General features: G+C 57.2%; 20 protein-coding genes. 8 read left to right on the top strand and 12 right to left on the bottom strand.

Annotation, left to right across the window (positions count from 1 at the left end; genetic code table 11):
• Positions 1 to 44: 44 nt before the first annotated feature.
• A complete protein-coding gene (locus tag QGH30_04175; GenBank protein ID MDP7021533.1) occupies positions 45 to 1,487 on the bottom strand; it encodes a cyclic 2,3-diphosphoglycerate synthase in 1,443 nt (480 codons plus the stop codon).
• 159 nt (positions 1,488 to 1,646) lie between these two features.
• Between QGH30_04175 and QGH30_04170 the strand changes: the two genes are divergently transcribed.
• Entirely contained in the window at positions 1,647 to 2,522 is an 876-nt protein-coding gene (locus tag QGH30_04170; GenBank protein MDP7021532.1) for an MBL fold metallo-hydrolase, read from the top strand.
• On the opposite strand, the gene QGH30_04165 is transcribed toward QGH30_04170, so the two are convergent.
• Together QGH30_04165 and QGH30_04160 are read right to left on the bottom strand one after the other, a co-directional pair.
• Positions 2,512 to 2,922: a DsrE/DsrF/DrsH-like family protein gene (locus QGH30_04165; protein MDP7021531.1), complete on the bottom strand. Its 411-nt coding sequence runs from the start codon at positions 2,920 to 2,922 to the stop codon at positions 2,512 to 2,514. The two genes, QGH30_04170 and QGH30_04165, sit on opposite strands and share 11 nt — an antisense overlap.
• A gap of 1 nt (position 2,923) precedes the next feature.
• Positions 2,924 to 4,147 carry a hypothetical protein gene (locus tag QGH30_04160; GenBank protein MDP7021530.1) on the bottom strand — a complete coding sequence of 408 codons (1,224 nt, stop codon included), beginning with the start codon at positions 4,145 to 4,147 and terminating at the stop codon, positions 2,924 to 2,926.
• Positions 4,148 to 4,367: 220 nt separating this feature from the next.
• On the opposite strand from QGH30_04160, the gene QGH30_04155 reads away from it, so the two are divergent.
• Positions 4,368 to 5,516: a hypothetical protein gene (locus tag QGH30_04155; protein MDP7021529.1), complete on the top strand. Its 1,149-nt coding sequence runs from the start codon at positions 4,368 to 4,370 to the stop codon at positions 5,514 to 5,516.
• 109 nt (positions 5,517 to 5,625) lie between these two features.
• Positions 5,626 to 6,411: a hypothetical protein gene (locus tag QGH30_04150; protein MDP7021528.1), complete on the top strand. Its 786-nt coding sequence runs from the start codon at positions 5,626 to 5,628 to the stop codon at positions 6,409 to 6,411.
• Positions 6,412 to 6,456: 45 nt separating this feature from the next.
• Here the strand turns inward: QGH30_04150 and QGH30_04145 are convergent, their stop codons facing one another.
• From QGH30_04145 to QGH30_04115, 7 genes are all read right to left on the bottom strand, one after another.
• The gene (locus QGH30_04145; protein MDP7021527.1) at positions 6,457 to 7,032 is read right to left on the bottom strand and encodes a DUF3228 family protein; all 576 of its coding nucleotides are present in this window, start codon (positions 7,030 to 7,032) and stop codon (positions 6,457 to 6,459) included.
• Positions 7,029 to 7,946 carry a patatin-like phospholipase family protein gene (locus tag QGH30_04140; protein MDP7021526.1) on the bottom strand — a complete coding sequence of 306 codons (918 nt, stop codon included), beginning with the start codon at positions 7,944 to 7,946 and terminating at the stop codon, positions 7,029 to 7,031. Before QGH30_04140 ends, QGH30_04145 begins: the two co-directional genes overlap by 4 nt.
• Positions 7,943 to 8,830, bottom strand: a complete 888-nt coding sequence (locus tag QGH30_04135; GenBank protein MDP7021525.1) for a 5'-3' exonuclease H3TH domain-containing protein — start codon at positions 8,828 to 8,830, stop codon at positions 7,943 to 7,945. Before QGH30_04135 ends, QGH30_04140 begins: the two co-directional genes overlap by 4 nt.
• 60 nt (positions 8,831 to 8,890) lie before the next feature.
• Positions 8,891 to 9,934, bottom strand: a complete 1,044-nt coding sequence (locus QGH30_04130; protein MDP7021524.1) for a slipin family protein — start codon at positions 9,932 to 9,934, stop codon at positions 8,891 to 8,893.
• Between the two features lie 34 nt (positions 9,935 to 9,968).
• Positions 9,969 to 10,373 (bottom strand): GntR family transcriptional regulator, encoded by a 405-nt coding sequence (locus tag QGH30_04125; protein MDP7021523.1) that lies wholly within the window; start codon positions 10,371 to 10,373, stop codon positions 9,969 to 9,971.
• Between the two features lie 99 nt (positions 10,374 to 10,472).
• Positions 10,473 to 11,687, bottom strand: a complete 1,215-nt coding sequence (locus tag QGH30_04120) for an acyl-CoA dehydrogenase family protein (protein ID MDP7021522.1) — start codon at positions 11,685 to 11,687, stop codon at positions 10,473 to 10,475.
• A gap of 95 nt (positions 11,688 to 11,782) precedes the next feature.
• Positions 11,783 to 12,793 carry a hypothetical protein gene (locus QGH30_04115; GenBank protein ID MDP7021521.1) on the bottom strand — a complete coding sequence of 337 codons (1,011 nt, stop codon included), beginning with the start codon at positions 12,791 to 12,793 and terminating at the stop codon, positions 11,783 to 11,785.
• Positions 12,794 to 12,927: 134 nt separating this feature from the next.
• Between QGH30_04115 and QGH30_04110 the strand changes: the two genes are divergently transcribed.
• Entirely contained in the window at positions 12,928 to 13,722 is a 795-nt protein-coding gene (locus QGH30_04110; protein ID MDP7021520.1) for a hypothetical protein, read from the top strand.
• Positions 13,723 to 13,915: 193 nt separating this feature from the next.
• On the opposite strand, the gene QGH30_04105 is transcribed toward QGH30_04110, so the two are convergent.
• Positions 13,916 to 15,025, bottom strand: coding sequence for a glycosyltransferase family 4 protein (locus QGH30_04105; GenBank protein MDP7021519.1), 1,110 nt, complete (start codon positions 15,023 to 15,025; stop codon positions 13,916 to 13,918).
• Positions 15,026 to 15,131: 106 nt separating this feature from the next.
• Between QGH30_04105 and QGH30_04100 the strand changes: the two genes are divergently transcribed.
• From QGH30_04100 to QGH30_04085, 4 genes are read left to right on the top strand one after another with little or no spacing between them, the layout of a single operon-like run.
• On the top strand, positions 15,132 to 18,206 hold the full coding sequence (locus QGH30_04100) for a PD-(D/E)XK nuclease family protein (GenBank protein MDP7021518.1): 3,075 nt from the start codon (positions 15,132 to 15,134) through the stop codon (positions 18,204 to 18,206).
• Positions 18,193 to 21,777 carry a UvrD-helicase domain-containing protein gene (locus tag QGH30_04095; GenBank protein ID MDP7021517.1) on the top strand — a complete coding sequence of 1,195 codons (3,585 nt, stop codon included), beginning with the start codon at positions 18,193 to 18,195 and terminating at the stop codon, positions 21,775 to 21,777. Before QGH30_04100 ends, QGH30_04095 begins: the two co-directional genes overlap by 14 nt.
• Before the next feature lie 33 nt (positions 21,778 to 21,810).
• The gene (locus QGH30_04090; protein ID MDP7021516.1) at positions 21,811 to 22,899 is read left to right on the top strand and encodes a D-alanyl-D-alanine carboxypeptidase family protein; all 1,089 of its coding nucleotides are present in this window, start codon (positions 21,811 to 21,813) and stop codon (positions 22,897 to 22,899) included.
• A gap of 7 nt (positions 22,900 to 22,906) precedes the next feature.
• Entirely contained in the window at positions 22,907 to 23,422 is a 516-nt protein-coding gene (locus QGH30_04085) for a thioredoxin fold domain-containing protein (GenBank protein MDP7021515.1), read from the top strand.
• On the opposite strand, the gene buk is transcribed toward QGH30_04085, so the two are convergent.
• Entirely contained in the window at positions 23,398 to 25,386 is a 1,989-nt protein-coding gene (buk, locus tag QGH30_04080; GenBank protein MDP7021514.1) for a butyrate kinase, read from the bottom strand. The genes QGH30_04085 and buk overlap by 25 nt on opposite strands.
• Between the last annotated feature and the right edge of the window lie 74 nt (positions 25,387 to 25,460).

Raw genomic sequence — 25,460 nt, 5'->3', positions numbered from 1 at the left:
TGGTAAGCCGGGGCGGCATTTGCCGCCCCGGTTTTATCTATCGCCTACTTCTTTTTCTTCGCTGTCTTTTTCACGGCTTTTTTCGCCACCTTCTTGGTGGGCGTCTTCTTGACCTTCTTTTTGGCGGTCTTCTTCTCCGCCTCTTCTTTCTCGGCCTTTCTATCTTCGACATACTGGTACAGGAATGCGCCGATCACATCCTCCATATCCGGGCGCCCGATCTCATCAAGATCGTAGCTGACCCGTGTACTCGGTTTGCGAATCTTCACAACCCTGCGCAGGTCGATGGGAGTGCCGATCACCACGGCATCGACATCGGCAGCATTGATGCTGGCTTCCAGATCTTTCACCTGCTGGGCTCCATATCCCATCGCAGGAAGAATGGGTCCGATGTCCGGGTACTTCTCAAAGGTGTCGAGCAGGCTTCCCTTCAGCCAGGGGCGGGGATCCACAATCTCCGCGCCGTGCTTCATTGCGGCCACCGTTCCGGCACCAATCTTCATTTCCCCGTGAGTGAGCGTCGGCCCGTCTTCCACGACCAGAACTCGCTTGCCTTCGATGATCTCCGGCTCTTCCACGCTTACCGGGCTGGCCGCATCGACGACCACCGCATAGGGGTTCATGTCCCGGATTGAGGAACGAAGGACGTCCATATTTTCCATGCTGGCACTGTCGATTTTGTTGATCACGATGACATCAGCCTGCAGAAGGTTCGTCTCACCGGGGTAGTAGGAAGTCTCGTGTCCGGCGCGAAGAGGGTCGACCACCGTGATCAGAAGGTCGGGCAGATAGAAACTGGTGTCGTTGTTTCCCCCATCCCAGAGAATGACATCCGCTTCCTTCTCGGCCTCACGAAGGATGGCTTCGTAATCAACGCCTGCATAGATCACGTTTCCGGCGTTGATGTGCGGCTCGTACTCTTCCATCTCTTCAATGGTGCACTTGTGTTTCTTCAGGTCAGCGAGAGTGGCGAAGCGCTGCACAGCCTGCTTGGCCAGGTCTCCATAGGGCATTGGATGGCGAATGGAAACGACATTCAGATCCATGGCCTTGAGAATTTCGGTGACCCTGCGAGTGGTTTGGCTCTTTCCACATCCAGTGCGGGTCGCGCAGATCGAGATGACAGGCTTGTTGCTTTCGAGCATCGTGGAACTGCTTCCGATGAGACGAAAGTCCGGTCCCATGGCATTGACAAAGCTGGCCGCGTGCATGACATGCTCGTGGGTTACATCGCTGTAGGAAAAGATCACTTCATCGGCAGCGTATTGGTCGATGAGTTCTCCCAGATCTGTTTCGTCATGGATGGGAATGCCCTTGGGGTAGAGTTTACCCGCCAGAGCGGCTGGGTAAAGCCGGCCTTCGATGTCGGGGATCTGTGTCGCGGTGAAAGCAACGACCTCGTAGTCGGGGTTGTTGCGGAAGACCACATTGAAGTTATGGAAATCGCGGCCGGCCGCGCCCATGATGATGACTTTCTTGCTCGCCATCTTGGCTCCTTGTTCGGGGCGGAGCTCTCCGGGGAGGCTCCTCCGAGCTGGGGTGATGTCTTATTGAAATAAGGCTATCCCAAATAAGTCAGGGTTATGCGGAATTGTCAAGGATCTCGGGAACTTGCGCGGGATCGGAAATCGAACTAATCTGAGCTAATGAATGACATTCTGACCGGCTACTCAAAAGCCCTCTATTCATCCTGGTACTACTACCGCCCGGCCCGCCTTCTTCTCGACGGGGGGGAAGGGATTGTGCAGACCATGGGAAAGAAGATCTTCGGAATCCGAAAGGTCTTTTTTACCCATGGGCACGAGGATCACATTGCGGGGCTCCCCAGTCTGGTCAACCTGCGAAATCTGAGTAACGGCGATCGGGAGATCCCTCTTTCGATCTACTACCCCGAAGGAGACCCCTTCATTGCCTATCTTCAGGACTATCTGGAGAAAAAGCAGAAGCATCGGCTTCGCTATGCGATGGAGTGGACGGCCCTACGCCCCGGGGAGTTCGTGGAGGTGGAGGTTGCTCGCCGCCAGACCCGGGTGAATCCATTTCCTGTTCGTCATGCCCGGGGCTGGCAATGCCTCGGCTACCGGATTGAGGAGAAACGGCAGGTTCCACGCCCGGAGTACCGGGGGGCTGATACTGCGGAAATGGGCGCACTCATTCGGGAGAAGGGAAAGTCCGAGGTGCTGGAAACCGTCTGGCACCCCATGCTGGCATACACGGGCGACTCCCTGCCCATTGAAGATGTTTCCACGATTGCAGGAAGCGATGTTCTCCTGATCGACTCGACCTTCACGAATCGGAAGGAGATGGAGGGAAGTCGTCACGGGAACATCGTGGACAGCTTCCGGGCAGCTTCAGAGGCGGGAGTGAAGCATCTGGTTCTTGTCCATCTCTCCGGACGCTATCTGAAGCGCGACATTATGGCCGCCATTGAAGAAGGTCGCAAGCTCCATGGTTCGCCGCAGCGCCTCGGTTACTATTTCGAGGGCCGTTATCATTCTCTGGATGGGGACTCTAGAAGTTGATGACCTGCCGGGTCTCTGCCCGGGCCAGAAATGCGGTTGCTCCGCTGATTCCATCCACCCTGTCCTTCAGCACTTCCTCGTCCAGTTTCAGCATGGCAAGTGTGGCCGAGCAGGCGTAGACCTGAAGCCCCGAACTGCGAAGTCCCGCAAGCATCTCATCCAGCGTGCCCTGTTCGGCAAGGGCCTCTTTCAGGGCAGACTCCTGAAGACTGCTTGACGAGGGGAGTGGTGCTTCCTGGAGTGTGTTTTCCGCAAAGCGGAGGAGGGCTTCCCAGGCCAGGAAGAGATCGACGGAGCGGCCGAGGGCCACTGCGCTGGCAGAGAGGTTTATCGCTGAGAGGATCTTGTCAAAGGTTCCACTCGTCAGCAGTACTGCCAGCCCCTTTTCCCGTGCTTCCATATTAGAGATTCTTCATCACCGCGCTCTGGACCTGGGCAAAGTGGAGCGATGCTCCCGTAATGATGTTCAGGTCGCGTCGCTGGTTTCTCGGATTGCGGCGATTGCGAAGCGGATAGGCCTTGCTCTCGAGGCGGATGTCGAGAATCGCCCGCTCTCCGCTGGCAACCACCATTTCGATGATTTCGCGGATGTTTTCCTTGATGTCATCTTTGACGAAAGCGAACTTGAACTCTCCGTCGGCACCCGAGGCCAGGAAGCGATCCCCGTCCGACTCTACATGGCAAATCATGCTGATAGTCTTTCCGAGCATCCAGGAGAAGCTCTCCTCTTGCTTGGGATCCGCGGAACTTACCTTCTTGTAGCCGACTCTTTCGCTGGTGGGGTCGAGGCGAAGCGGCAGGGGGGAAAGAGGGATGCGGCTCAGGTATTTCAACTCCCCCTTGTGAGTCAGCAGGTCTTCTCCCACATGAACGCTGGCGATCCGCATCTTTCCTTCCCGGCTGTCGACGCGAATGCTCACCGGGGCATCACCACGCTTTTCAATCGATGCCTTCAGGTTCTGCACGCCTTCCAACTGAACGAAATAGCCTCCATCAAGGATGAGCTTGTTTCCGCGAATATAAAGAGGGTGCTTGAGAGTGATCAGGGAGCGATGCGAGTAGGCCGGCTTCCAGAATCTTTCCAGTAAATTCTGGGGCAGATACTCGATCTCGAGCGTGTGCAGGATTGCCGGGAAACTGCGTACAGTAAAATGGTCAGACTTGGCAAGGAAAAACAGGCGTCCGGCAATCAGGAGCACAATCAGGACGCAGAGTCGAATGGCAAGTCCCTTGAGAAGTGCCTGGTATCCTCGCCGGTAGAAAGGGAGGTTCTCTTCCACGATATGGGCGATCTCGTCTCCGAAACTGCCCTCACGCACAAGCGTGGTTTGAACATTGTCCTGGTCGGGGAGAAAGCCCTGCCCGTCCTTCACTGAAAAGCCCAGTTCATTCGCAAGCTCCGAAAGAAGAACGAGTCGTCCCTCTTCACAGGAGAAACAGAGTTCGCCCTCCCCTGCTGTGAAGTAATCGTCCGCGCGAAGATCCTCGTAGGAATCCATCCGCTCAAGGGCGGACATGGCCGGGTCGAGATTGAGCCGGTTGCGAATCACCTTTTCTTCACGGGAAGAGTAGCTTCCTACTCTCACCTGAAAGTTCTCTCCGCTTCGAAAAATCGAGACCCACATCCGAGAAGACGCCATCGAGCCTACCTCCACCTTCTTCGATCATTGGGGATGAAATCGGGGAATACTAGCCCAGGCTTCTCTGGAAAGCAAGGGTCGAAGCAATCACCGGCAATCTCCTAAAATGAAAGGCAAAGCGGGGAAAAGTCAAGGAGGAGCCTGTGATTGACTTCCCCTTCCTCGGGTTCTATTCTGCGCGTGAATGACAGCTTAGTGAGGTTTGATGCGTATTTTCTCCGGCATTCTTATCTTGTCTCTTCTGGCCAGCTCAGGAATTGCGGAACCGGGGAGTCTGGATTCAATCGAGGCTCGCTGGCGGAGCCGGATTCTTGAACTCAAGGATCTGGAGCCTGCCGAGAGAGTGCAGCAGAGTACGGGCTTTTTCTCTGAGTTCAGCTGGGAGGAGATCGACGCCTATTGCAGCGAAGAAGGTGCGCTGGAGGAGAGCGAGCACGCATCCACCCTGTTCGGACTCGTTCAGGGGAAGCTGCGTTCCGATGATGAAGTGGCGTTGAGCCTGCTGGCCAGACTGCTGACGCGACCCACCTTTCACAGTTCCTGTCTTGAGGCTCTGGTAAAGTTCATCGGCAGCAATTCGGATTCCTTTTCAGCGCTTGATGATTCGGATCTTTTGGCCGATGCCTTCCTGAAGCTGGCCGACAGTGGGCGAATGCCCCTGAATGTGTCGAGGGATCTGGAGCGGGGGGCGGCTTCTCTGGGAAGTAGTGACTCCCTGATGGCCCGGATGATGCGCTACGGCCGGTCTCCGGAGGGATTGCAGGCTCATCAGGGAATCCAGATGCTGGCCTCCTCCCGGGTGGAGGAATCTCCCGACTCTCTCTTGCTCACCTTTGAGGAACTGTATCGGGATGGTCGTCACCCGGCTGTCCTGAGAAAGGGCCTCGGTATTCTCGCACGAAAGTCGGGTGCTTCTTCCTTTTCCTTCCTGGAAGAAGTCTATCTTGGCACAGCGGACGAGGACCTTCGCAACAATGCGCTTCGCTCCCTGTCGGTTTCGGGGGATCCTCGCGCTTGGACTCTTATTCTGGAGGCTTACGGGGATTCGGTGACCGGGATTGTAAAGAACACGCGCACTCTGGAAGGAGATCAACGCAAGTTTTTCTGGAACCTCTGGTTTTGCGTGCGACTTTGCGAGCCCACCATGATCGAGGCTCTTCGCTCCCGTTCACCGGAAGCAGCACTGGCGGCAGAGCTTCTGGATCGGGCCAGTCAGTTTGGTCTGCCCGCCGAACGGGAGGCAATCCCGGAAGCTCTGGAGGCCTGGGGGAAGAGTCAGGGAACTTACTGGGGGGCAAGGGCTTCGAGAATTGTCTCACAGTTTCGCTCCCATCCGGATCCTCGCCCGAAATAGGAAATACCCTTGCCGGAATCTTGAATTGTGTTTCGGGATCTGCTAGAATCGGCAAGAAGCCGAATGCGCAACGGCTTCGACTCAATACTAATCAAATGGAGGATCTTACATGAAGACCTTTGCAACTCTTGCCATGATCGCTCTCTTTGCTGTTTCGGCCTTTGCTGCCGACATTGCCAAGGGCCCTGCGGTCGTTGACGGGAAGGTGACTCAGTACGAGGACAGCATCAACCGCGGCGATTGCGCGGTGATCGCTCACATCGACGGCACCTTCACCGATCTGACGATTCCCTACAGCGATGCCCTGATTGCTGCCGGAAAAAGCCCGGACATCATCTACGATCCCTTCGGTTCGGCGGATCTTTCGGGCTATGAAGGCGTTGTTGCCTCTGCGGCCGACCTCTGGTGGGCCTATGATTTTGCCGGTGACGAAGCTGCCTATGCGGCCTTCCTCGATGGTGGCGGTGCCCTGCTCTTCGTGGGACAGGACTACATCTACTCCCGTGGCGGCATTGATGGTTTCCCCTCTGACTACATGGCCATTCTGGATGTGGTGGAGGATGTCAACTACGGCAGTGAAGAAATCATGGACCTGGTCGGTACGGCCGGTGGCCCTCTGGACGGTTATACCGATTCCGTGGCTCCCTGCTTCGCGAGCAACCCCTGGTACACCGACAACATCGTTCCCCTGATCTGGGGTGCAGTGGAGTTCACCGACCCTTCGGTCGGCATGGCCCTTGAAGGTGGCGCGACTTCCATGAACACGGTGTTTTCCGCGGTTGAGTTCGGCTGCGGTCCCAACCTGAACGCTGCAATGTTCCAGTTGGTTCTTCTTTGGGAAGGCACGACGGCCACCGAAGAGGCTTCCTGGAGTACGATCAAGGCGATGTTCTAGTTTTTCTTTTGGAATGACAAACCCCGGCTTCGGCCGGGGTTTTTTTTATGCCCCGGAATCGGGCTCTTCAAGAGCCGCGCGGCGGCTCCAGTAGTCGATGGCTTCGGCGAAGTCCTGCGCGCTATAGTCGCAGAAAGTTCCCCCCGGTTTTTTCAGATAGTTTCTGGCCATGGTCACCGGGTGCATGGGTTCGTTTTCCCGCGAAGACCCGAGGATCGTGATGACTTCCCAGTCAAAGTTGCCGCTTCGCTTCCCCCCGTTTTCCTGCAGGACCCCGGCGCTGTAGAGAACGGCCCAGGCAAAGCGCACTGGCTCACAGGGAGGAGGAGCCAGAATGCGAAGGTAGCCTTCTTCTCCGGGGCTTCGCCGGGTGAAGCGAACCCTGAGAGGGAGGTCTTCCTCGACAAGGACGGTGGCCGAAGTGACTCTTTCCGGTGGAAGGGGGACAAGCACGACGCTCTCCCGATCCTTTCTTCCCGCGCCGGGCTTTCGCTCCGCCCAGTTTCTGGATACCAGATCCAGCAGTTCCTTATTGCTTCCCTGAAAGTAGCAGTGCCCCATGCCCGGACGATTGTGGTGCAGGGCAAAGTCGCTCCATCCGATTGACGGTGTTTCGCTCATCGGGAAAACCAGCTTCGGAGTTTGCGTCGCAGGCGGAGGGAAGGCCGGTTCGCTGACTTCAATGCGGCCTGCAGTTCGGCAATCGAGCTTCGGGTGGCGAGAAGCCCTTCATTTCGAATGGCTGTTTCTGCCAGGAAGTTGGCCCAGTGAAATCGCCCGACCTCCGGGGTGATCACGAAGTCTGCTTCCTTGAGAACGAAACGGTTGAGACGGTTGCGGGCAATGGCATCGCTTCGCATGAGGATCTCCAGTCCCCGCTCGAATTCAGAAGGATCTTTCGAGAAAGAGGGGATGTCGATGGCGATGACAAAGTTTGCTCCCAGATTTCTGCACTCACCGATGGGAACCCGGTAACTTCCTCCTCCGTCGATCAGGCGCTTTCCCTGCCACTCCATGGGAGGAAAAACTCCGGGGATGGCACTCGATGCATAGACGGCTTCTACCAGTGGGCCGTGATTGAAGACTTCCGGCTCACCGCTGAGAAGATCAATGGCCACTGCGGCGAAAGGGATGCCGAGTTCCTCGACCCTTCGGCTCCCGAAGAGAGTGCGGAGCGGGTCAAGAAGTTGGACGGATTTCTGCTGCGAGGGAGAGGTGAAGGTGCGAAAGGTGAGGATCTTCTTCTGCAGGGAGCGCCGAAGCTCCTGGAAGATGCCGCCTTCGGGCACTCGTTCCTCATCGTCGATGAAGGGTTCCCAACTCGCCTGGAAGTCCGGATTGTCGTAGTAGGTCTTGAGGCGTTCAGCGATTATTTCTACCGATCCATGCTCGGCATAGAGAGCCCCGATAATGGCTCCCATGCTTGTCCCCGCAATGCAATGGGGGCGAAGTCCGGCCTCTTCCAGGGCTTCCAGAACGCCCAGATGTGCCAGTCCGCGTGCTCCGCCACTGCCGAGCGCCAGTCCGATTTTCATTCACCCTCCTTCTTCCACAGGGGAACGGCCGGCAGAGAGGCCTCGAAGCCCAGATCTTCGAAAACTCGCCGGCATTCTCCCTCGGGGGCACCGTGATACTGCAGCTTGCTAGTGCTGATGCCCAGGGGCAAGTCACTTTCGAGTCGAATCAGCCGCTTGGCCATTTCCACCTTGTCACGATGTTTTTCCAGTTTTGGTGCAAGGGTTCTGGCTCCCCGGATTTCCAGCGTCTCGATTCGTTCCAAAGAAGCGTAGATCTCGTCCAGTCCGCCGAACTCCTCAATCAGGGCGGTAGCGGTCTTCGGGCCCACACCCGGCATGCCGGGCACATTGTCGCTACTGTCGCCGACCAGGCTCATCCAGTCGAGTAATTGCGGGGGCTCCACACCAAAGCGCTTCTTCACAGTTCTCGTAGTAAATCTCCGATTGCGGCCCGGGTCGATGATTCGAACTCCCTCTTCCACCAGTTGCGCAAGATCCTTGTCGCCCGAGAGAATGGTGATCTCGAAATCGTCCTTGCGGGCCAGCTTTGCAAGGCTGGCAATGACATCGTCGGCCTCGTAATTGTCCACCTTGAAGCGGGGCAGGCCCAGCGCATCCGTGACGCGTTCGCATTGCTCAAATTGAGGGAGAAGGTCTTCCGGGGTCTCGCTGCGGTTCGCCTTGTAGGCAGGGTAAATGTCCTTGCGGAAACAACGGGGCCCCGAGTCGAAAACCACTGCCGCATGGTTTGGCTTTTCCCGGCTCAGGTTGCGAAGCAGGAAATGGAGAAAACCGAAACTGGCGTTCGCAGGAAAACCCTCCGGGGTTCGGAAGTCGTCCTCCGAGTAATAAGACCGGAAAATCCAGGCCATCGCATCAATGATCAGCAAGTGTTCAGCCATGGAGAGAGAATAGACGCTGGCCTCGTCTTCATCAAGGAGAAGAGAGAACCCCGATCCGGCCTATTCCTCCGGCACCTCTCTTGGAGTGCCCAGTGCGGTCAGGCCGCCGAGGGCCCCGAGTCCCATGGTTTCCACGGCCGAAGAGGGGACGATGACCATGCTTCCCTTCTGCTTGAGTCCCTCGAAGACCATGTTCATCGCACGCAGGTGAAGTGCCACGGGATTGCCCTTATAGCTTTCACTGGCAATGGCGAATTTCTCGGCGATCTCGGTTTCTGCGGTTCCGAGAATCACGCGGCTCTGCCTTTCCCTCTCTGCCTGTGCCTGCCGGCTCATCGCATCTTCCAGATCCTTCGGGATGATGATGTCGCGGATCTCGATCGCCTGAATCGTGATGCCCCAGGGATCGGTCTTCTTGTCCAGAGCTTTCTGGATTTCCTGTCCAAGCCGGTCGCGTTCACTGAGAAGTTGAGCCAGATCGTGCCGACCGATGGCGTCCCTCAGGGCGGTCTGTGCGCTCAGGGTCACGGCCTCTTCGTAGTTCTCCACCTCCAGCACGCTCAACTGGGCGTCCCAGACCAGCCAGAAGGCGATGGCATCCACATTTACGGGGACGGTGTCATGGGTCAAAGTGGTTTCTGCACGGAAGTCGGTGACCCTCACCCGGTGGTCGATCAGGCGGTCCACCCGGTCGATGATCGGAAGAATCGTATAGAAGCCCGGACCCTTCAGCGTCCGGAACTTGCCCAGGCGAAGGACCACTCCCTTTTCCCACTGCTTGGCAATCTGCAGGGAAGTGGACAGGAGAAGTCCGAGATAGCCTCCCAGATAGAGTGCCCAGGGATTCAGTTCCGGGTAGACATAATGGATGACCAGCCAGTAGCCCAGTCCAAGAACCAGTGTCTTCAGCCAGTTGGGGACCATAAAGAGGGTTCCTCCCATGGCCAGCCCGGCCAGAACGCCAAAGGTGCTCAGGGCAAGGGGAAGGTCCGGAGAGTGGGGAAGAGAGGTCTGCAGGGCCCCTCCCAAACAGGTCATCAGTACCAGGGCAAGGAAGTTGATCGGGCCGAAGCGGAAGTCCTTGTTGATGGACAGGGTTCCCAAGCCTTGGGCAGTTCCAGTTTACTTTTGGGAGCACTCATGACTTCTCCTTTTCATCGGGAAGGCGTTTACGTATTTCTGCGATCAGTTCCTCCGGACTGAATCCGAATTCACTGGCCCGGGAGAGCAGTTCACTGGCGATTTCCCGGAGCTTGAGTCCGCGCATCACTTCATCCAGGGTGACTTCCTTGAGGGCCACAAAGGTGCCCTTGCCCTGAAGGGTGTTGACCAGATCCATTCGCTCCAGCTCGAGATAGGCACGGGAAATGGTGTTGACATTGACTCCCAAGTCCACGGCCAGTTGCCGGACGGTAGGAAGCTGTTGTCCGGGAGAAAGCGCGCCGGCGGCCACCTGGAATTTTACCCAGTCGACAATCTGCCGATAAATGGGGACTCCGCTGAGTGTGTCCAGACTGGGTTCGGGGGGATTTTGAGGCGGCATTGCATCCTTTCATTCTAGTGCATTATTGAACTAGTGTATTAGTACAATCGAGAGAAGTCAAGACTGTTCTGTCGCTGTAAGTGTCTATTTACCTTGGGTTTACTTCGTGAGTGCCGGTTCTCTCTGGATCTCTTCGGGAATGAACTCTTCGAGATGCTTCAGATCCCTTGCTTCCTTGAGTATCCAGCGTGCAGTTACCATGCGCTGCACCTGATTGGTGCCCTCATAGATCTGGGTGATTTTCGCATCCCGCATGAACTTCTCAATGGGATAGTCCTTCATGTAGCCGTAGCCACCGAAGATCTGCACGGCATCGGTGGCCACCGACATGGCCGTGTCCGTGGCAAAGAGCTTCGCCTGGGCGGCCAGTTTGCTGATATTGGGCGCGCCCATGTCGATGTTCTTCGCGGCGGCATAAACCAGGTAGCGGGCCGCTTCGACGCGACTGCTCATGTCCGCCAGCATTCCCTGGATCATCTGGAAACTTCCGATGGTCTTCCCGAACTGGCTTCTGCGGTTCGCATAGACGGCGGCATAGTCCAGGGCGCCCTGGGCGAGTCCCAGACCCTGGGCGGCCACACCGGGCCGCGCGCGGTCGAGCGTCATCATGGCGTGCTGGAATCCCTTTCCGGTGACTCCGCCAAGAAGCCGTTCTTCGGGGACGGTGCAGTCATCAAAATCCAGTTCCACGACGGGGACTGCACGGATTCCCATCTTGTCCTCGACCTTGGCAATGGAAAAGCCGGGGTCATCTTTCTCCACGATAAAGCCACTGATCCTCGCCCGCTGGCTCTCGGGGTTGGTGACGGCAAAGATCGTGTAGATTTCCGCGATGCCGCCGTTGGTGGTCCACTTCTTTTCGCCGTTGATGGTCCATTGCCCGCCCTTCTCGCTGGCACTTGTGCGAAGGCTGCCCGCGTCACTGCCCGCGGTCTTTTCACTGAGCCCAAAGGCGATGAGTTTCTGTCCAGAAGCGATCAGGGGGAGGTACCTCTTTTTCTGCTCTTCGCTGCCAGCAAGAATAATGGGAAAGCTGCCGAGAGCGTTGACGGCATAGGCCACGCCGATTCCTCCGCAGGCCTTGCTAAGTTCCTCCACCACGAGGCACATGTCGAGCACTCCTGCTCCGGCTCCGCCATATTCCTTTGGAATCCAGACGCCGAGAAGTCCGGCTTCCGCCAGCGCCTCTTTTACTTCCCAGGGGTACTCCTGAGCCTCGTCGTACTTTTGCGCGATGGGACGAACGACCTCGTCGGCGATCTTCCGCGCTTTCTCTTTCCAGACAAGATTCTCTTCGCTCAAAAAGGGCAGCATGCTCACACTCCGGTTGAGATTCGGATGCAGTATAGCATCTGGATTCTGGAGGTAAAGGGGGCTTCTTGCATGGGCTCAGGACAGGAGAAATGTCCTCATTTGCTTTCCCTGTCCTGCCCATGGGTCGGATGAGAAGCCCCCGGGCTCACTCTCCGAAAAGCCGCCTCGACAAGTTGCCGCGTGAAACCGGCATGCCCCGCCGGATCATGTAGCAGACAGAGATCCGCAGATCCTGCGTCAGCGGGAGGATAATAGATGCCGCAGTTCGGATTGATTTCCAGCAGGTAGGGAGTACCGCTGGCATCGACCCGGAAATCACAGCGACCAAAGCTTGCGCCTTGAAGGGCCAGAAAGAAACGGGCAGCCTGGTCTTTCAATTTTGCAGAAAGAAGCGGGTCGGGAACCGGAAATGCGCTGAGGCCCTCATAGGTTTCCCATTTGAGCTTGGAGTGCTTGAAGCTCTCCTTCTCGGGAAAGAGGTACTGGATGGGAGTGTAGGTCGTGGGATGTTTCGGGTCAGCGGGGTTTTCTGCCACGAGAACCGTACACTCGATTCCCTCGATGTACTCCTCAATCAGAGCCTTTCCGTGGCGGGAAACAATCTTTCGAACCTGACGCCGAAGTCCTCCGGGGCTGATGACACGGGAATGCCGGCTGAGGTCCACGCTTGCATAACTGCTGTAGTGTTTCACAAAGAGTGGATAGCGAAGGGACTTTGCGGCGACATAGGCTTCTTCCACACTTTCTACCAGCGCATAATCCGGATAGGCAATTCCACAGGCTCTGCAGGCCTCTTTCATTTGCACGCGGGAGGGTTCGTAAAACACAGAAGCGGCTCCTGTAAAGGGAACCCCGTGTTCTTCCAGAGTGCGGACGACTTCGATGCCGGGAGTTTCCTGATCCTCTGCCCCATCACAGAGGTTGAAGAAGAGGTCAAAGCCTTCTGCGATCAGTTTCCTGACCTCTGCGGTCGAACTGTACTTGTCTTTCAGGATGGCAAGATGCCATTGGGCCTCCGGAAGGAATGGCCGGGGATCGCAGGGCCAGTCATTTTCCGGAAAGGGTTCGGCGTCCAGATCCTGAGTTGTCAGAAGGCAGATTCGCATGGCTTCCTTTGATCCCGGAACGCTATCACAGCATGTGGGGGAGAACACGCATTTCTTGCAAGACTCAGGGATTCCGCTAGAGTGTTCCTGTGTGATGGGAATGTGAAACAGAATGCGATTAAAGGAGAATAGAAATGTCGAACAAGCGCTGGCTCATACTCCCGGTCTTTCTTGTCGGGCTCTTTTCCCTGTCCTGCTCCAATGGCGGCGGGCCTTCCGGGCCGGAAACTCCCATGGAGATTCCCGAGGAGGAGGCCATTGCGATGATCCCTGACATCATCAATGAAATGAGCTTTTGGATCTCGGAAGGCCTGTTCTTCGCCGACTTCGGGCCGGGAAACCGGGACAGCGAGGAGCCGGTCTGGAACGGGAGTGCCTGGGAGTGGACCTGGACCGATAGCTGGTCGGAAGGCGGAGAGTCCATGAGTATGACTTACTCCTTCTGGTTGCAGTATCTCAATGCAGCTGGCACGCCGATCGAGGACTACAGCGAGGCTGACAGTTACCATCTGATTGTGGGTTCCTCCATGAGCTTTGCGGGAAGCGAAGGCAACTTCGAATATCTCTACGACTACGATTTTCAGTTCACAGGGCTTCAATCAGACACCGCAAACATGGCGGGTCTCTGTGAAATGAGCATGGATGAGGAAAGTCCCGATGGGGACTTCTATTTCGAGATGTCCTGGTATACCAAGACCGGCGGCGTGGACATTCCTCGGGCCGATGGCAGTTGTCCCAGTGGTGGCATGGTCTGGGAGTTTACTCCCTACGAGTTGCACATGGACTTCAATGATCCTGCTGGCTTCGTGAGCTACACGCTCTGGGAAGGGTCGACCGAGGTGATTTCCGGTCTAATCGAGCAGATCTGCGATCTTCTAAAACTCCCGGCCCCCGAAGGAGCCGGGCGCTTTGTGCCTGTTCTGAGATAAGGGCGTGTCGCAGGGACCGGGAAGAGGGACTTCAGTTGTGAGCAAGGGGAGTTTGCGCTTGCAGTCGTCCTGCCGATGATGTCACCGGTTCCATCATCGACACAGTGACAGAGATAGAAAGTCAGAATGGTCCTGGCTCCGTAGCGGCCGTTTTTCCCGAGGAAGAAGATCGTGTCCTGTTTATGGCACAGAGTCAGGGCTTGATGAGACTCTCGTAGAGAGATTGCGTGGCGGAAGCCACCGTGTCCCAGGAGTACTCTGAAAGTGCTCTTCGTCGGGCCACCATGCCGGCTGCTCCCACTTTTTCCGGTCTTTCCAGCAGGGCCCCGAGCTTGAGCGTGAGATCTTCCACGTCCTTGTTGCGGAAGCGGAAGCCCACGCCTTGCACCAACTCCAGATTCTCGGGAATGTCGCTGGAGAGAACGCAGCAACCGTAGCTCATGGCTTCGAGCAAAGCGATGGAGAGCCCCTCGATTTCGCTGGGCTGGCAGTAGAGGAAGCAGTTATCGAAAAGCTCATCGAGAGTGCTTCCGCTGACAAAGCCGGTGAAGATGATTCGCTCGTCTTCCTTTGCCATCTTATGGAGTTCGTCCACATAGCGGCCCGAGTGAAGTCCCTCTCCCGCGATCACGAGTTTCTTGTCCGTGTAGAGTTCCCGGTAGGCGCGGATCAGGTGGTGTGCGCCTTTCTCGACGGTCAGCCGAGCGATGAAGAATATGTAGCCGTCCTTTTCAAGGCCCCACTTTTCGCGGATCTCTGAAGGCTCTCTGGAGGGTGGTTCGCCAATACCGTTGGGAATGCACTCGGTGTCTGCCCGGTACTTGTCCAGATAGTACTCCTTCAGGACGCGGGAAACCACAATAGTACGGTTCGGGAAGCGGACGCTGAAGATCTCACAAAGCCTCAGGTAGAAACGGGCGAGACCATTCCATTTCCCTCGTTGCCAGTCCAGCCCGTGCACGGTGACGACGGTCTTGTGTCCGAAGAGGCGCGGGATCCAGGCGAAGAGACTGGGGCCGAGGGCGTGGTAATGCACGACTCCCCGGCGTCGAAAGAGGACATCGAGGGTTGCGATGAGTGCGTAAACCCAAGTGTCCAGGTGCTTGGTCTTCATCGTGGAGAGTCTGCGAATGCGGACGCCACGATACTCTTTCATCGGCGGAACATAGTACTTGCGCGCATAGACGGTGATATCGAGATCCTCGGCCTGCCGGCTTACGATCTCTTCAATGTGCCGCTCGATCCCGCCCTGAGTGGTGGGAATGCCACGGGTTCCGATATGGTAGATGCAAAGTTTATTCATAAGTTTTCCGATACCATTGACGGGTTTCGTGTATTAGTATCGGACTCTAGGAGTGTGCGCTCAGGCTGTCAATCTTCTTGAGCCTGTCGGGGCAAAAAGGACGGAAATGTCAACACTGGTTCTCGGGATCGCAGGGAGTGGAAAGACCCGCCTCTGTACCCGGCGCTGCCTCTCGGCGCTGGAAGAGGGTCGCCGGGTGATTATGCTCGTCCCGAACCGGGAAGAGGAGGCTCGCCTTCGCAGAGCTCTTCTCGAAGAGGGAGGAAGCCAGGCGAGGTTTCTGCCCGAGATCCGCACTTTCCGGGATCTTTCCCGCGAGATTCTGGACAGGAGAAAGCCCGGGTGGGCCAGTCTGGATCGCCTGGGGAGACGGCTCCTGATTCGCTCTCTTTTGGAGAAGCGGAAGGGAAGTCTGGGTGGTCTGGAGGCCAGTGCTCACACTCCGGGTTTTTCCGGAAGCCTGGACCACCTCTTCGTGGAACTCGGAGAGGCGGAACTTCTTCCTGAAGACCTGAGAAGTCTTTCCTCCGACAGGCTGGACACGATTGCCGGACTCTATGAGGACTTTCTGGCTTCTCAGGATCTCCGGCTGGACCGCAGCCGCAGCCTGTCCCTGTCCGCGAGTTTCCTCGAACAGGAACCGGAGCTTCTGGAGCCTGTGGACCTTCTGATCGTCGATGGCTTCGGAGATCTTTCACCCCTTCAGTTGCGTTTTCTGGATGCCCTGATCGCAAGGTCGAAAGAGACCCTGATTTCCCTCTGCCTTTCCCCGGAAGATCTGGAGGGTGAGGAGAGAGATCCATTTCGGAGAACCCGGGAGCTGGCTCGCCACTTTGCCCTGCGCGATGGATGGAAGCTGGAAGCTCTGGAAGATGTTCGTCGCTATGAAAGCGCGACTCTTACGGGCATTACCCGGGGACTCTTCCGCTGGGGTTCCGAGGAACCGGAACTCGACAGTGAGGGTCTTTTCCTGATTCGGGGAGCGACTCGCAGGGATGAGATTGAGGGGATCCTTCGCGAAGTTCGCACGTCCCTGCACGCGGGGGTTCCCGCTGGAGAAATCGCAATCCTGTTCCGGGATGCGAGTTTCGGGCGGCAGATGGCCGAAGCTCTTTCTCGCGAGAAGCTGCCCTTTTCCTACACGGTGAGCGATCCTCTCTCTTCCTGGTCCGTCCTTGCGGTCTTGCTGGATCTTCTGGACTGGGCTTCCGGCTCTCCTCCCCGGGATCTTCCCCAGACTCTTCGCGGCGGATATGTCGCCACACCCGACTCCCGGCTTCTGGCCATGGTGGAAGAAGGGCGGAAACGTTTTCTGAGGGGAGCGGAGGGATGGAAGGAAATCACCCGGGAGTTTCGCTCAAGGGAGCCGAAACTTGCGTGGGACTGGCTGGAGTGGCAGGAGTCTCTTCCCGGCAAGGCCATGGAAGTTCGCTCCTTCTATAATGATGTCCTTCTCCCCCTCCTTCGGCGGGTTTCGGAGAACCTCTTCTCCATGACCCGGGGGAATCCCTCTTCCTTTGCCCTTCTCGGCATGGACCTGCCGGCCCTGGAGGCAGTGGACAGGATTGGCCGCCGCCTCTGCGATGAGTTCGGGGGCAAAAAAGCGGGGCTGGCAGAGTGGAGCCTCTTGCTTCGACAGGTCTGTGAGGATGTGGAACTCAGCCGTGAGCTTGGAGTGGAAGGCGGAGGGGTTCATCTGGGCAATCCCCTGGAGACGCGTCTTCCGGAACTGGACACGGTCTTTGTTGGCGGACTGAATCAGGGAAGCTTTCCTCCGCCCTTCCGCGATGATCCCCTGCTTCGTGAAAGCGAAAGACAGGGACTGAATCAGGGCATGGAAAGCCGATCCCGTTTGTCCCGCCTTGCCACCTGGAAGAGCCGACAGGCCGGTGAACGCTATCTCTTTTATGTCGCTGCGACTCGCAGCCGTCGCCGTCTCTTTCTCTGCAATTCCCAGCGGGGAAGGCGGGGCAAGGAAATGGCAGCCTCATTCTTCCTTGATGAGATTGGTCGGGGTCTGAAAGAGGGTTTGCCGGAAGCTCTCTCGCTGCCTGATCTCTCGCTTTCTGCCAAACTCGCCCGGCCGGTAAGCCTGCGCGACCTTGCAAGAAACACGCTCTTTGCATCGAGTCGGAAACTGGAGGGCAGGACGACAAAACAGGCGGAGTCCTTTCTTTCCAAACTCGACGGTGGGGAACTGATCGACCGGGCCCGAAGCCGTCGTGCGCCCGAGATACCTCTGCCCGGGCACCCTGCTGCACGCGAACACCTGAAGGACCGGGACCTGTTTTACCCCACGCAACTGGAGACCTTTGCGAAGTGTTCCTATCGCTACCTGATCGAGAAGCTGCTTCGCCTCGAGAAGGAGGAGAACTTTGAGGCGAGCGCGCGGGAGGAAGGCAGCCTATTTCACAGAATCTTTGAGAACTTCTACCGGGACTGGGACAAGAAGACATTTCCCGAAGACAAGGAACTGGAGAGTCTGGTCGCCACTCACTACGATCGTGCGCTGAAAGAGCTGATCGGTGAGGGAGTTCGGAGTCTTCAAAGCGGGAGATTCCGGCTGGAGGATAAGAGGAGACTGGCCCTGATCCGGAGATTCCTGAAGAGAGATCTCGATCGCCTTCAAAGCAGTGGCTACCTTCCCCTCCAGCTTGAGAAGTCCATGAAGATTTCTTCCGGCGATCTTCCCGGTTCCGGAACGGAAGATCCCTTTCGCTGTGGAGGGATTGTGGACCGTGTGGATTCCAGCGCAGAGGGGGATCTTCATGTGATTGATTACAAGCGCAGTGCCACGAAGATTGAAGGTGAGGGGAGTCCGCGAATCACCCAGTTTCAGCCGGCTCTCTATGCCATGCTTTTCGGGGATCGCGTTGTCGGTTCCAGCTATTTGCCGGTTCGGGCCGACAAGAACCGTCATCGGGGGTTCTTTCTGTCGGAGCTATTCGACTTGCTGAAAGATTCCGGGAGCATTGTCGGTGCACCCGGCTGCCGCAAGATGGAAAAAGCGGACTGGGACGAGTGGCTTGAAATTCAAAGTGATGCGGTTCGGCACTGCGTAGCGTCCATCCGCGCCGGGAAATTCGCAGTGAATCCCCTGGAAGAAGATACCTGCAAGAACTGCTCTCTGAAGCGGCTCTGTCTGGTCGACGAGATGGGAGGCGAGATTGTCGGACTTTGAACTGAACTCTGAGCAAGTGCCTCCCGTGATGGAACATGATCGGCACCTGATTCTGTCTGCCGGTGCGGGAAGCGGAAAGACCCGTGTTCTTGTAGAGAGGGTTTTGCAGATCCTCCGAGATTCCCACTGGGATCTCTCCATGGTGCCCCGCATTCTTGCCATTACCTTCACCGAGAAAGCAACGCTGGCAATGCGACGCAAGATTCTCAGCAAGGTGGAAGAGGAGAGGGCGAAATGCGATCCGAAGGAGGCGGCCACCCTTCTTGCTCTTGCTCGCGAGATGGAGAACGCATCGATTTCCACCATCCACTCGTTTTGCTCCCGGATCCTGCGTGAAAATGCACTCGAGGCAGGTCTCGATCCGCGTTTTCGCATTCTTGATGACCTGGAGTTGTATGAAATCCGCGAGGAGATTCTGGAACTCCTCCTCAAGAGCCAGAACCCGGATTTGCTTTTGCTGGCCGGAGAGTTCGGAGTATCCGCGGTTCTCAGGGCGCTGGAGGAAGTGCGGGAATTGCGTCGAAGTCTCAACCTTCCTCCCGAGCTTCTCGACGAGAAGAGTTCCCGGGAATTGCTGAAAGACCTCAAGTCGGAAGTGATCGAGGCCCTGAGAGTGGCTCTTCTGGACAAGCTTCAACAGCTTCTCAATGACTTCCGCGGACTCTGCTCCCATTTCCCCGGAGAAAAGCACCCCACTGAAAAAGGCGATGAGCGGATCATCGCTTCGATTTCCATGCTTGAGGACATGGACCCCGACGCTCTGGATCCCGGCACCCTGAAGGAAGTGCTGCTTCGCATGAAAGGTCTGCCCCAGGGCGGGAAGGCGGTCGAGGACGGAGATGTCCTGAAGAAGAAATGGAAAAAGCTGAAAGATGAGATCGAGAATCTTCAGGCAACGGCGGAGAGACTTTCCACAGGGGACCCAACAGAAATCCCCGGCGCTCCAAAGGACCTGACTCTCGCTTTCTTCCGCCTTCTGGGGCACTACTCCCGGGAAGTTCACCGGGAAATGCGAAGCCGTGGATGTCTCGACCAGGAGGATCTGCAGATCGAGGCCGTGCGGCTTCTGGAGGAACATCCCCCCGTATTGCAACGCTACCGCCGCCTCTATCGCCATGTTCTCATTGACGAGTTTCAGGACACAAACAGTCTGCAGCTTCGTCTTGCCCGGCTTCTGGTTCCCGAAGATGCCGACCCGAAAAAGAACACTCTCTTTCTTGTGGGCGATCACCGGCAGAGTATCTACGCCTTCAGAAATGCGGATGTGGGGGTCTTTTTCCGGGAACGGGAAAAGATGGCAGCGAGAAAACAGGCCCGGGATCTGCGATTCAACTACCGCAGTCATCCCCGGCTGATGGACTTCTTCAACCAGTTCTTTCCGGTGAAGGAGTTCCCTCCGCTCAAGAGTCAGAAGCCGGGAGGCAAGGACCTCCGTGTTCTTCTCCAGATACGGGGGAGGGAGAAGAGCGAGACTCTTTTGGACTGTCGCCGGGATACAGCCAGGGCGATTGCGGACACGATCTGGAAAGCGCGGGAAGAGGGCTTGGCCATCCAGAACGAGGACGGGAGTTCCCGGCCTCTGGAGTGGAAGGATGTGGCCATCCTCCTGCGAAGCGGAACGGATCTTCCCGTCCTGACACGGGCTCTGGCCGAAAGAGGCATTCCCCATGAGGCTGCCGGAGGGCGAGAGTTTTTCCTGCGGGAGGAACTGGAGGACCTGGAGAACCTGGTTTCGGCTCTTGACGATCCTCTTCACCGCTTCAAGCTCTTTCGCGCGCTTCGGGGGAATCTGATCGGAATGTCCACGGCCGATCTTCTCTGCCTCTTTCCGCAGGTTCCCCGAAGACTGAAAACGCAGAGGCTATCGGCTGAGTTTCTCGACGGTCTTCGAGACCCGAAGAACCAGGGTAAACTCTCCGATGAAGGAGTTCTCCGCCTCCATCTCTTCCTTTCCCTGCTGGATCGGTTTTCAGGAAGACTCCATCGCATACCGGTCTCTCGCCTTCTTTCCGAACTGGTGGAAGCGACGGCCTATGATCTTCGGTCCGCCGGGGATCGTTTTGCGCTGAAGATCCTGCGGAACCTGCGGCAGGTCTCCGAGATCTTTCAAGAGATGGAGAATAGTCGTCGCATGACGGTGCGGGACTATCTTGACCACATGATCCGTGCCCGGGATTTGAACCCCCGGCAGGAGGAAGCCTGGGTTCCCGAGGAAGGCGAGAGCCTGCTCAGGATCTTCACCATTCATTCCGCCAAGGGGCTGGAGTTTCCCTTTGTCGTTCTTGCCGATCTTGACCGTGATGTGACAAGCGTGCAAAAGGAGGGGGAGATCAGCTCTCTGCGCATGGATCTTCCCGATGGCAGGCAGGAAAGCCTGGTGGGCCTTGCCTGGAAGGACATGGAGGAACTGAAAGTTACCAATCTCTGCCATGCATGGATCAAGCTGGAACGAAAGCGTCGCGAAGGAGAGGAAATGCTTCGCCTCTTTTATGTGGCTCTGACCCGGGCGAAAGATTACCTGCTGATGAGCGGCATTGCGGCGACTCCCGATCTGCGGGTTGATTTTCCGCTCCCCGTTTTGAACCCAACGAAGAGTTTTCTGGATATGCTCATGTCCCGTCTGCCCGGGATTGAACAGAAGCTCTATCGTCTCAATATCGTGGGCCAGGATGAGATTCCCTCCCTGGGTGAGGGCGTGAAGGCCGGGCCGGAGAAAGAAAAGGAAGCTCCCCGCAAGACTCACTGGCCCCATCTTCTGCCTCCGGAACTTCCTCCCTCGCGTGTAGAGATGCCGGTGACCGGTCTGACACTTCTTCGAAGCTGTCCCCTGCGATGGCTCCTGGAGAGAAGGCTGGGATTGCGGGGCCTGTCCGAAGCTCTCTTTGAGAGCTATGAAGAAAGAAGTGAGAGGAGTGCCGCGTCTGGAGCTTCCTTTGGAAGCCTCCTCCACGGCATTCTGGAAAATTGGGACTATCGACTTCCTGCAGAAGAGGCTTTTGAAAAAGCGACTCCCGGAGACCTTGAGGGCGAACTGCGCGAAGAGGCCCGGAGGATTCTCAGTTCTCTTGAGGAGAGCAAGCCGATGGATTTCGGAGTCGGCCCACTGTCGGCTGCCCGCCTGAGGCGGGAGGAGAGCTTTCTCCTGGATCTGGGAGAACTGGTGCTTACGGGCCAAACAGATCTGGTGGCCGAAGGGGAGGGGCGAAGAGTCCTCATTGACTGGAAGAGCGACCGGGTAGAAGGGGAGGCACTGAAGGAAAGGGCCTCCCACTACGAACTGCAGATGCAACTTTATGCGCTCGCGCTTGCAGAGTCCGGGCAGAAAGCTGACGAGGCTTTCCTGGTTTTCCTTCGCTCACAGGAGAAGCACCGCATCGATATCTCCGATGCAGCGCTGGAGACCGCCCGCATGGCGGCTCTCGACATCGCCCGTGATGCACGCGCCATCGGGGGGGATGTGGCACGCGTTGACCTTTCCCTCGACTCTCTTTCTTCTCCCCGGAATCCTCCCTGTAAGTTCTGCGCTTGGCGCGAAGGTCCCTGTACTCCCGGCTATCGGGATTCCGATTGAATTTCCTCGCGGAACAGGATAGCTTCCCTGCCTATGCGACAGTTCCTTGCAATTCTCTTTCTTCTGCTTCTGCCCTCACTGGCCCACGCGGCTGACTATGCTTCGGCACTTCTGATGGATGCCGCGAGTGGCCAGATTCTTCAGGAGGAAAACGCGGACCTCTCCCGGTCTCCCGCTTCCGTGGTGAAGCTTATGTTGCTGCTGCTGGCCAGGGAAGCCCAGGACCAGGGACGGGTGAGCCCGGAAACGCTTCTGGAGAGTTCCTCTTTGGCCCAGAGCATGGGAGGAAGTCAGGTCTATCTCGCAAAGGGAGACAAGACTTCCTTTCAGCGACTGATTGAGGCCGTGGCCCTTGGCTCTGCCAACGATGCAGCGGTCACGGTGGCCGAAGGGCTCTTCGGCAGCATCGAGGAAACGCTGGCCGCCATGAATAACCGGGCCGCCGGTCTGGGTATGGAATCCTCTCAATACGCAAATGTCACCGGGCTTCCCGCCAGCAATGGAATGCGGAATCTCACGAGTGCTCGCGACCAGGCGATTCTCGCCCGTGAGGTGATTCTGCATTACCCGGGAGTTCTGGAGTGGACCTCAAAGACCTGGACCCGCTTTCGCCGCGGTCTGGTTCTGGCCAATACCAATACTGTCCTCAAGAAATTCAAGGGAATGGATGGACTGAAGACGGGTTACCATGACGAGGCCCGTTCCAATCTGGTGGCAAGTGCCGAGCGAAATGGTCGCAGGCTGATTGCCGTGGTTCTGGGAGCCGAGAGCCAGGATATTCGCGACAACAAAGTGGTGGAACTGCTGGAAAGCGGCTTTCAGGATTGGACCCTTCGCCTGGCCCTGCGCAAGAACGACGGTCTGGGAGTGGAGTTTCCCGTTCGAAAAAGCTGGAAGGGCCGCGTAAGAGTGGCGGCTGCTGCGGACCTTCAATATCTCGTAAGGAAAGAGGATCTTGCGCGGGTCAGTATCTCGCTGGATCGGGCCGAGGATCTGTCCGCCCCGATTCGTGAAGGAGAGGTGCTTGGGGAGATCCAGGTGCTTCTTGAGGGAGAGGTGCTTGCCTCTGTTCCCGCTCTTGCCCAGAACAGTGTCCGAAAGACCTGGATTTCCAGAAAGTAGGCTATGCATGAAGATGATCCCGAGAGTTCTGATTCTTGTATTCTTCCTCCTTGCTTGCGGAGAGAAACAGGGGGAAAGCGTTTCCGGCGGAATCCAGTGGATGGATTATGAGTCTGGAGTGGCTCTCGCAAAGAGCGAAGGAAAGCCGGTCTTGATCGACTTTTGGACGAGTTGGTGCCACTGGTGCAAGGTGCTCGATGAGGAAACCTATTCACAGAAGATCGTTCAGGATCGACTGGCCGAGAGCTTTGTGGCGATCAAGGTAAATGCCGAGAGCAAGGATGCGCAGGGCGAGGGCGAAGAAGCCAAAAGCGGTGTGGAGCTTGCCCGTCAGTACAATGTGAAAAGCTATCCTACGACCTGGTTCCTCGATTCCGAGGGCAAGCCCCTGGCTCCTGTTCCCGGCTTTCGGAAGGCGGAGGAGTTTGCCGTCATTCTCGACTATGTTTCCACGGGCGCTTACCGGGACACGGGTTTCCAGGAATATATGTCTCAGAATCAGGACTCGGGAGAATCGCAGTAGGCTCCCAAAGCCAGACTGTATAGACGCGTCTCGGGGCTGTCACTTCTGCTGAGAAGCACGATGGGCACCCGGGCCCCGAGCACCAGCCCGCCAACCTTCACCTGGCGGTAGTCCAGGAGCGCCTTTACGACAAAGTTCGTGGCCGTAATGTTCGGGCCAAGAAAAATGTCGACGCAACCGGACAACTTGCTGTCGCTGCCTTTACTATCGGCGGACTCTCTGGAGAAAGCTACATCGAGAGCCAGCGGTCCCTCCATCCTCGCATCCCCCAGTGCCCCTTCTTCCACCCAGAGGGCGAGCTGTTTCATATCGAGAGTTTCGGGAAGATCCTTGTTCTCGTTCTCCACGAGAGCCAGGCCTGCAATCGCAGGTTCCGGAATCTCCAGCCGCCTGGCCAGCGCTACGGCATTGGAGAGAATGCTCTTTCTCGTTTCCAGATCCTGCTCGACATTGATGCCCCCGTCCGTGTGGAGCATCCATCGTCCCCTGCTTTCCAGAAGCGCGACATGCGAGAGTTTCCCGTCTCCCCGCAGACCTTCCTCCGCATGGAGAACCGCCTTCAATAGAGAGGAAGTGGACAGGCTTCCCTTCATGAGAATCTGGGCGCGGCCTTCGCGAACCTCCCGCACAGCCGCCTTCGCGAGAGTCTCGTCATCTTCCGGGATATCCAGAATGAGGGGGTTTTCGAGCCCCGCTTTCCCACAGAGTTCCCGGATCTTGTCTTCCGGTCCCAGAAGAAGGGGTTCGACAATGCCCCTGTGAGAAGCCCGGGCCAGAGCCTCGATCACGCTGGCCTTTGCCGCCCCCGCAACAGCAACCCTGCGCGGAGTGTCGCCTGAAAGACGGGCGATGAGATCCTCAAAGGAGCGAGGGGGCTGACTGCCGGATGGGCTTCCGGATTCCTGTTGATATACCCGAGCCTCTTCTTCCCCCTTGAGAACCCGAAGAGCCCCGAGTCCCAGAGCTTCCATTTCCTTTTCGCCGGGAGAGTGAAAGAGGGGAGCGAGACTGCTCAGGGAGTCCCGAAGCTTCTTCATGAGAAACTCGCAACGACTCATTCCGCCCGTAAGGACGATGCCGTCTACCTTGCCCTGAAGAGCGGCAATGCCGGCTCCGATTTCCTTGGCAATCTGGTAGGCCATGGCTTCGAGATGGAAGCGGGCCTCTTCATCGCCCTCCTCGATTCTCTTCTCGATTTCCCGGAGGTCGGCCGTGCCGAGGTAACTGTAGAGACCTGCTCCGGAGGAGAGTTGTTTTTCAAGAGAAGAACGGCTCTGCCCTGGAGCAAAGGCCAGGTCGAGGATTCCACTCAGGGGCAAGGCTCCCGCGCGGTTTGCGCTGAAAGGACCCATGCCGAGAAGACCGTCGTTGATGTCCCGGATCTTTCCCCCGCGCATGAGAGCCACACTGATTCCCCCGCCAAGGTGGGCGGCGATCAGGCGGGTCTCCTCCAGGGGCTTGCCCAATTCCTCGGCGGCCTGCCGGCAGACAGCCTTCAGGTTCAGGGCATGTCCCCGGCCGCGTCGTTCGATTCCCTTCACTCCGCTGACGCGTGCCACATCGTCCATTTCATCCACGGTTACGGGGTCTACCACACAGGCCCGTGTTCCATGGGCTTCTGCCAGATCCAGCGCCAGAAGTCCGCCCAGCAAGCTGGCGTGTTCTCCGTAGCGGGCAGAGCGGAGGTCGTCTGCCATTTCCCTGTTGACGATCCAGGTTCCGCCTTCCAGGGGTCGAAGAGGACCCCCGCGACCGACGATCATGTCGAGTTTTCCGGGATTGTGGCGTTCAAGAAAGTCGAGCAGGGTCTGTTTTCTCAGGGAAAGCTGTGCTGCGATGGAGGGCAGTTGCCGCAGTGCGGAAGCATCGTGCTCCAGCGACTCTTCCACGAGGATTCCCTCTTCGGAAAAGAGAGCGATCTTCGTGCTGGTCGATCCTGGATTGATCACAAGGATGGAAGGCATTTTCCTCCACGAGCTTGAAGAACAAGAAAGTTCCTCGGGGAGGATGAAGCAAGAGGGGGGAAGGGGCAAGCAGG

The organism is Candidatus Krumholzibacteriia bacterium, from assembly GCA_030748535.1.
In the GTDB taxonomy this organism is placed as follows: Bacteria; Krumholzibacteriota; Krumholzibacteriia; order JACNKJ01; family JACNKJ01; genus JASMLU01.
Note: the sequence above shows the minus strand (reverse complement) of the source record. Positions and strands in the feature narration are given on the sequence as shown.

Excerpts from the sequence above, each read along its gene's own strand:
- QGH30_04175 (MDP7021533.1), bottom strand. The coding sequence starts at position 1,487 with ATGGCGAGCAAGAAAGTCATCATCATGGGCGCGGCCGGCCGCGATTTC.
- QGH30_04170 (MDP7021532.1), top strand. The coding sequence starts at position 1,647 with ATGAATGACATTCTGACCGGCTACTCAAAAGCCCTCTATTCATCCTGG.
- QGH30_04165 (MDP7021531.1), bottom strand. The coding sequence starts at position 2,922 with ATGGAAGCACGGGAAAAGGGGCTGGCAGTACTGCTGACGAGTGGAACC.
- QGH30_04160 (MDP7021530.1), bottom strand. The coding sequence starts at position 4,147 with ATGTGGGTCTCGATTTTTCGAAGCGGAGAGAACTTTCAGGTGAGAGTA.
- QGH30_04155 (MDP7021529.1), top strand. The coding sequence starts at position 4,368 with ATGCGTATTTTCTCCGGCATTCTTATCTTGTCTCTTCTGGCCAGCTCA.
- QGH30_04150 (MDP7021528.1), top strand. The coding sequence starts at position 5,626 with ATGAAGACCTTTGCAACTCTTGCCATGATCGCTCTCTTTGCTGTTTCG.
- QGH30_04145 (MDP7021527.1), bottom strand. The coding sequence starts at position 7,032 with ATGAGCGAAACACCGTCAATCGGATGGAGCGACTTTGCCCTGCACCAC.
- QGH30_04140 (MDP7021526.1), bottom strand. The coding sequence starts at position 7,946 with ATGAAAATCGGACTGGCGCTCGGCAGTGGCGGAGCACGCGGACTGGCA.
- QGH30_04135 (MDP7021525.1), bottom strand. The coding sequence starts at position 8,830 with ATGGCTGAACACTTGCTGATCATTGATGCGATGGCCTGGATTTTCCGG.
- QGH30_04125 (MDP7021523.1), bottom strand. The coding sequence starts at position 10,373 with ATGCCGCCTCAAAATCCCCCCGAACCCAGTCTGGACACACTCAGCGGA.
- QGH30_04120 (MDP7021522.1), bottom strand. The coding sequence starts at position 11,687 with ATGCTGCCCTTTTTGAGCGAAGAGAATCTTGTCTGGAAAGAGAAAGCG.
- QGH30_04115 (MDP7021521.1), bottom strand. The coding sequence starts at position 12,793 with ATGCGAATCTGCCTTCTGACAACTCAGGATCTGGACGCCGAACCCTTT.
- QGH30_04110 (MDP7021520.1), top strand. The coding sequence starts at position 12,928 with ATGTCGAACAAGCGCTGGCTCATACTCCCGGTCTTTCTTGTCGGGCTC.
- QGH30_04105 (MDP7021519.1), bottom strand. The coding sequence starts at position 15,025 with ATGAATAAACTTTGCATCTACCATATCGGAACCCGTGGCATTCCCACC.
- QGH30_04100 (MDP7021518.1), top strand. The coding sequence starts at position 15,132 with ATGTCAACACTGGTTCTCGGGATCGCAGGGAGTGGAAAGACCCGCCTC.
- QGH30_04090 (MDP7021516.1), top strand. The coding sequence starts at position 21,811 with ATGCGACAGTTCCTTGCAATTCTCTTTCTTCTGCTTCTGCCCTCACTG.
- QGH30_04085 (MDP7021515.1), top strand. The coding sequence starts at position 22,907 with ATGAAGATGATCCCGAGAGTTCTGATTCTTGTATTCTTCCTCCTTGCT.
- buk (MDP7021514.1), bottom strand. The coding sequence starts at position 25,386 with ATGCCTTCCATCCTTGTGATCAATCCAGGATCGACCAGCACGAAGATC.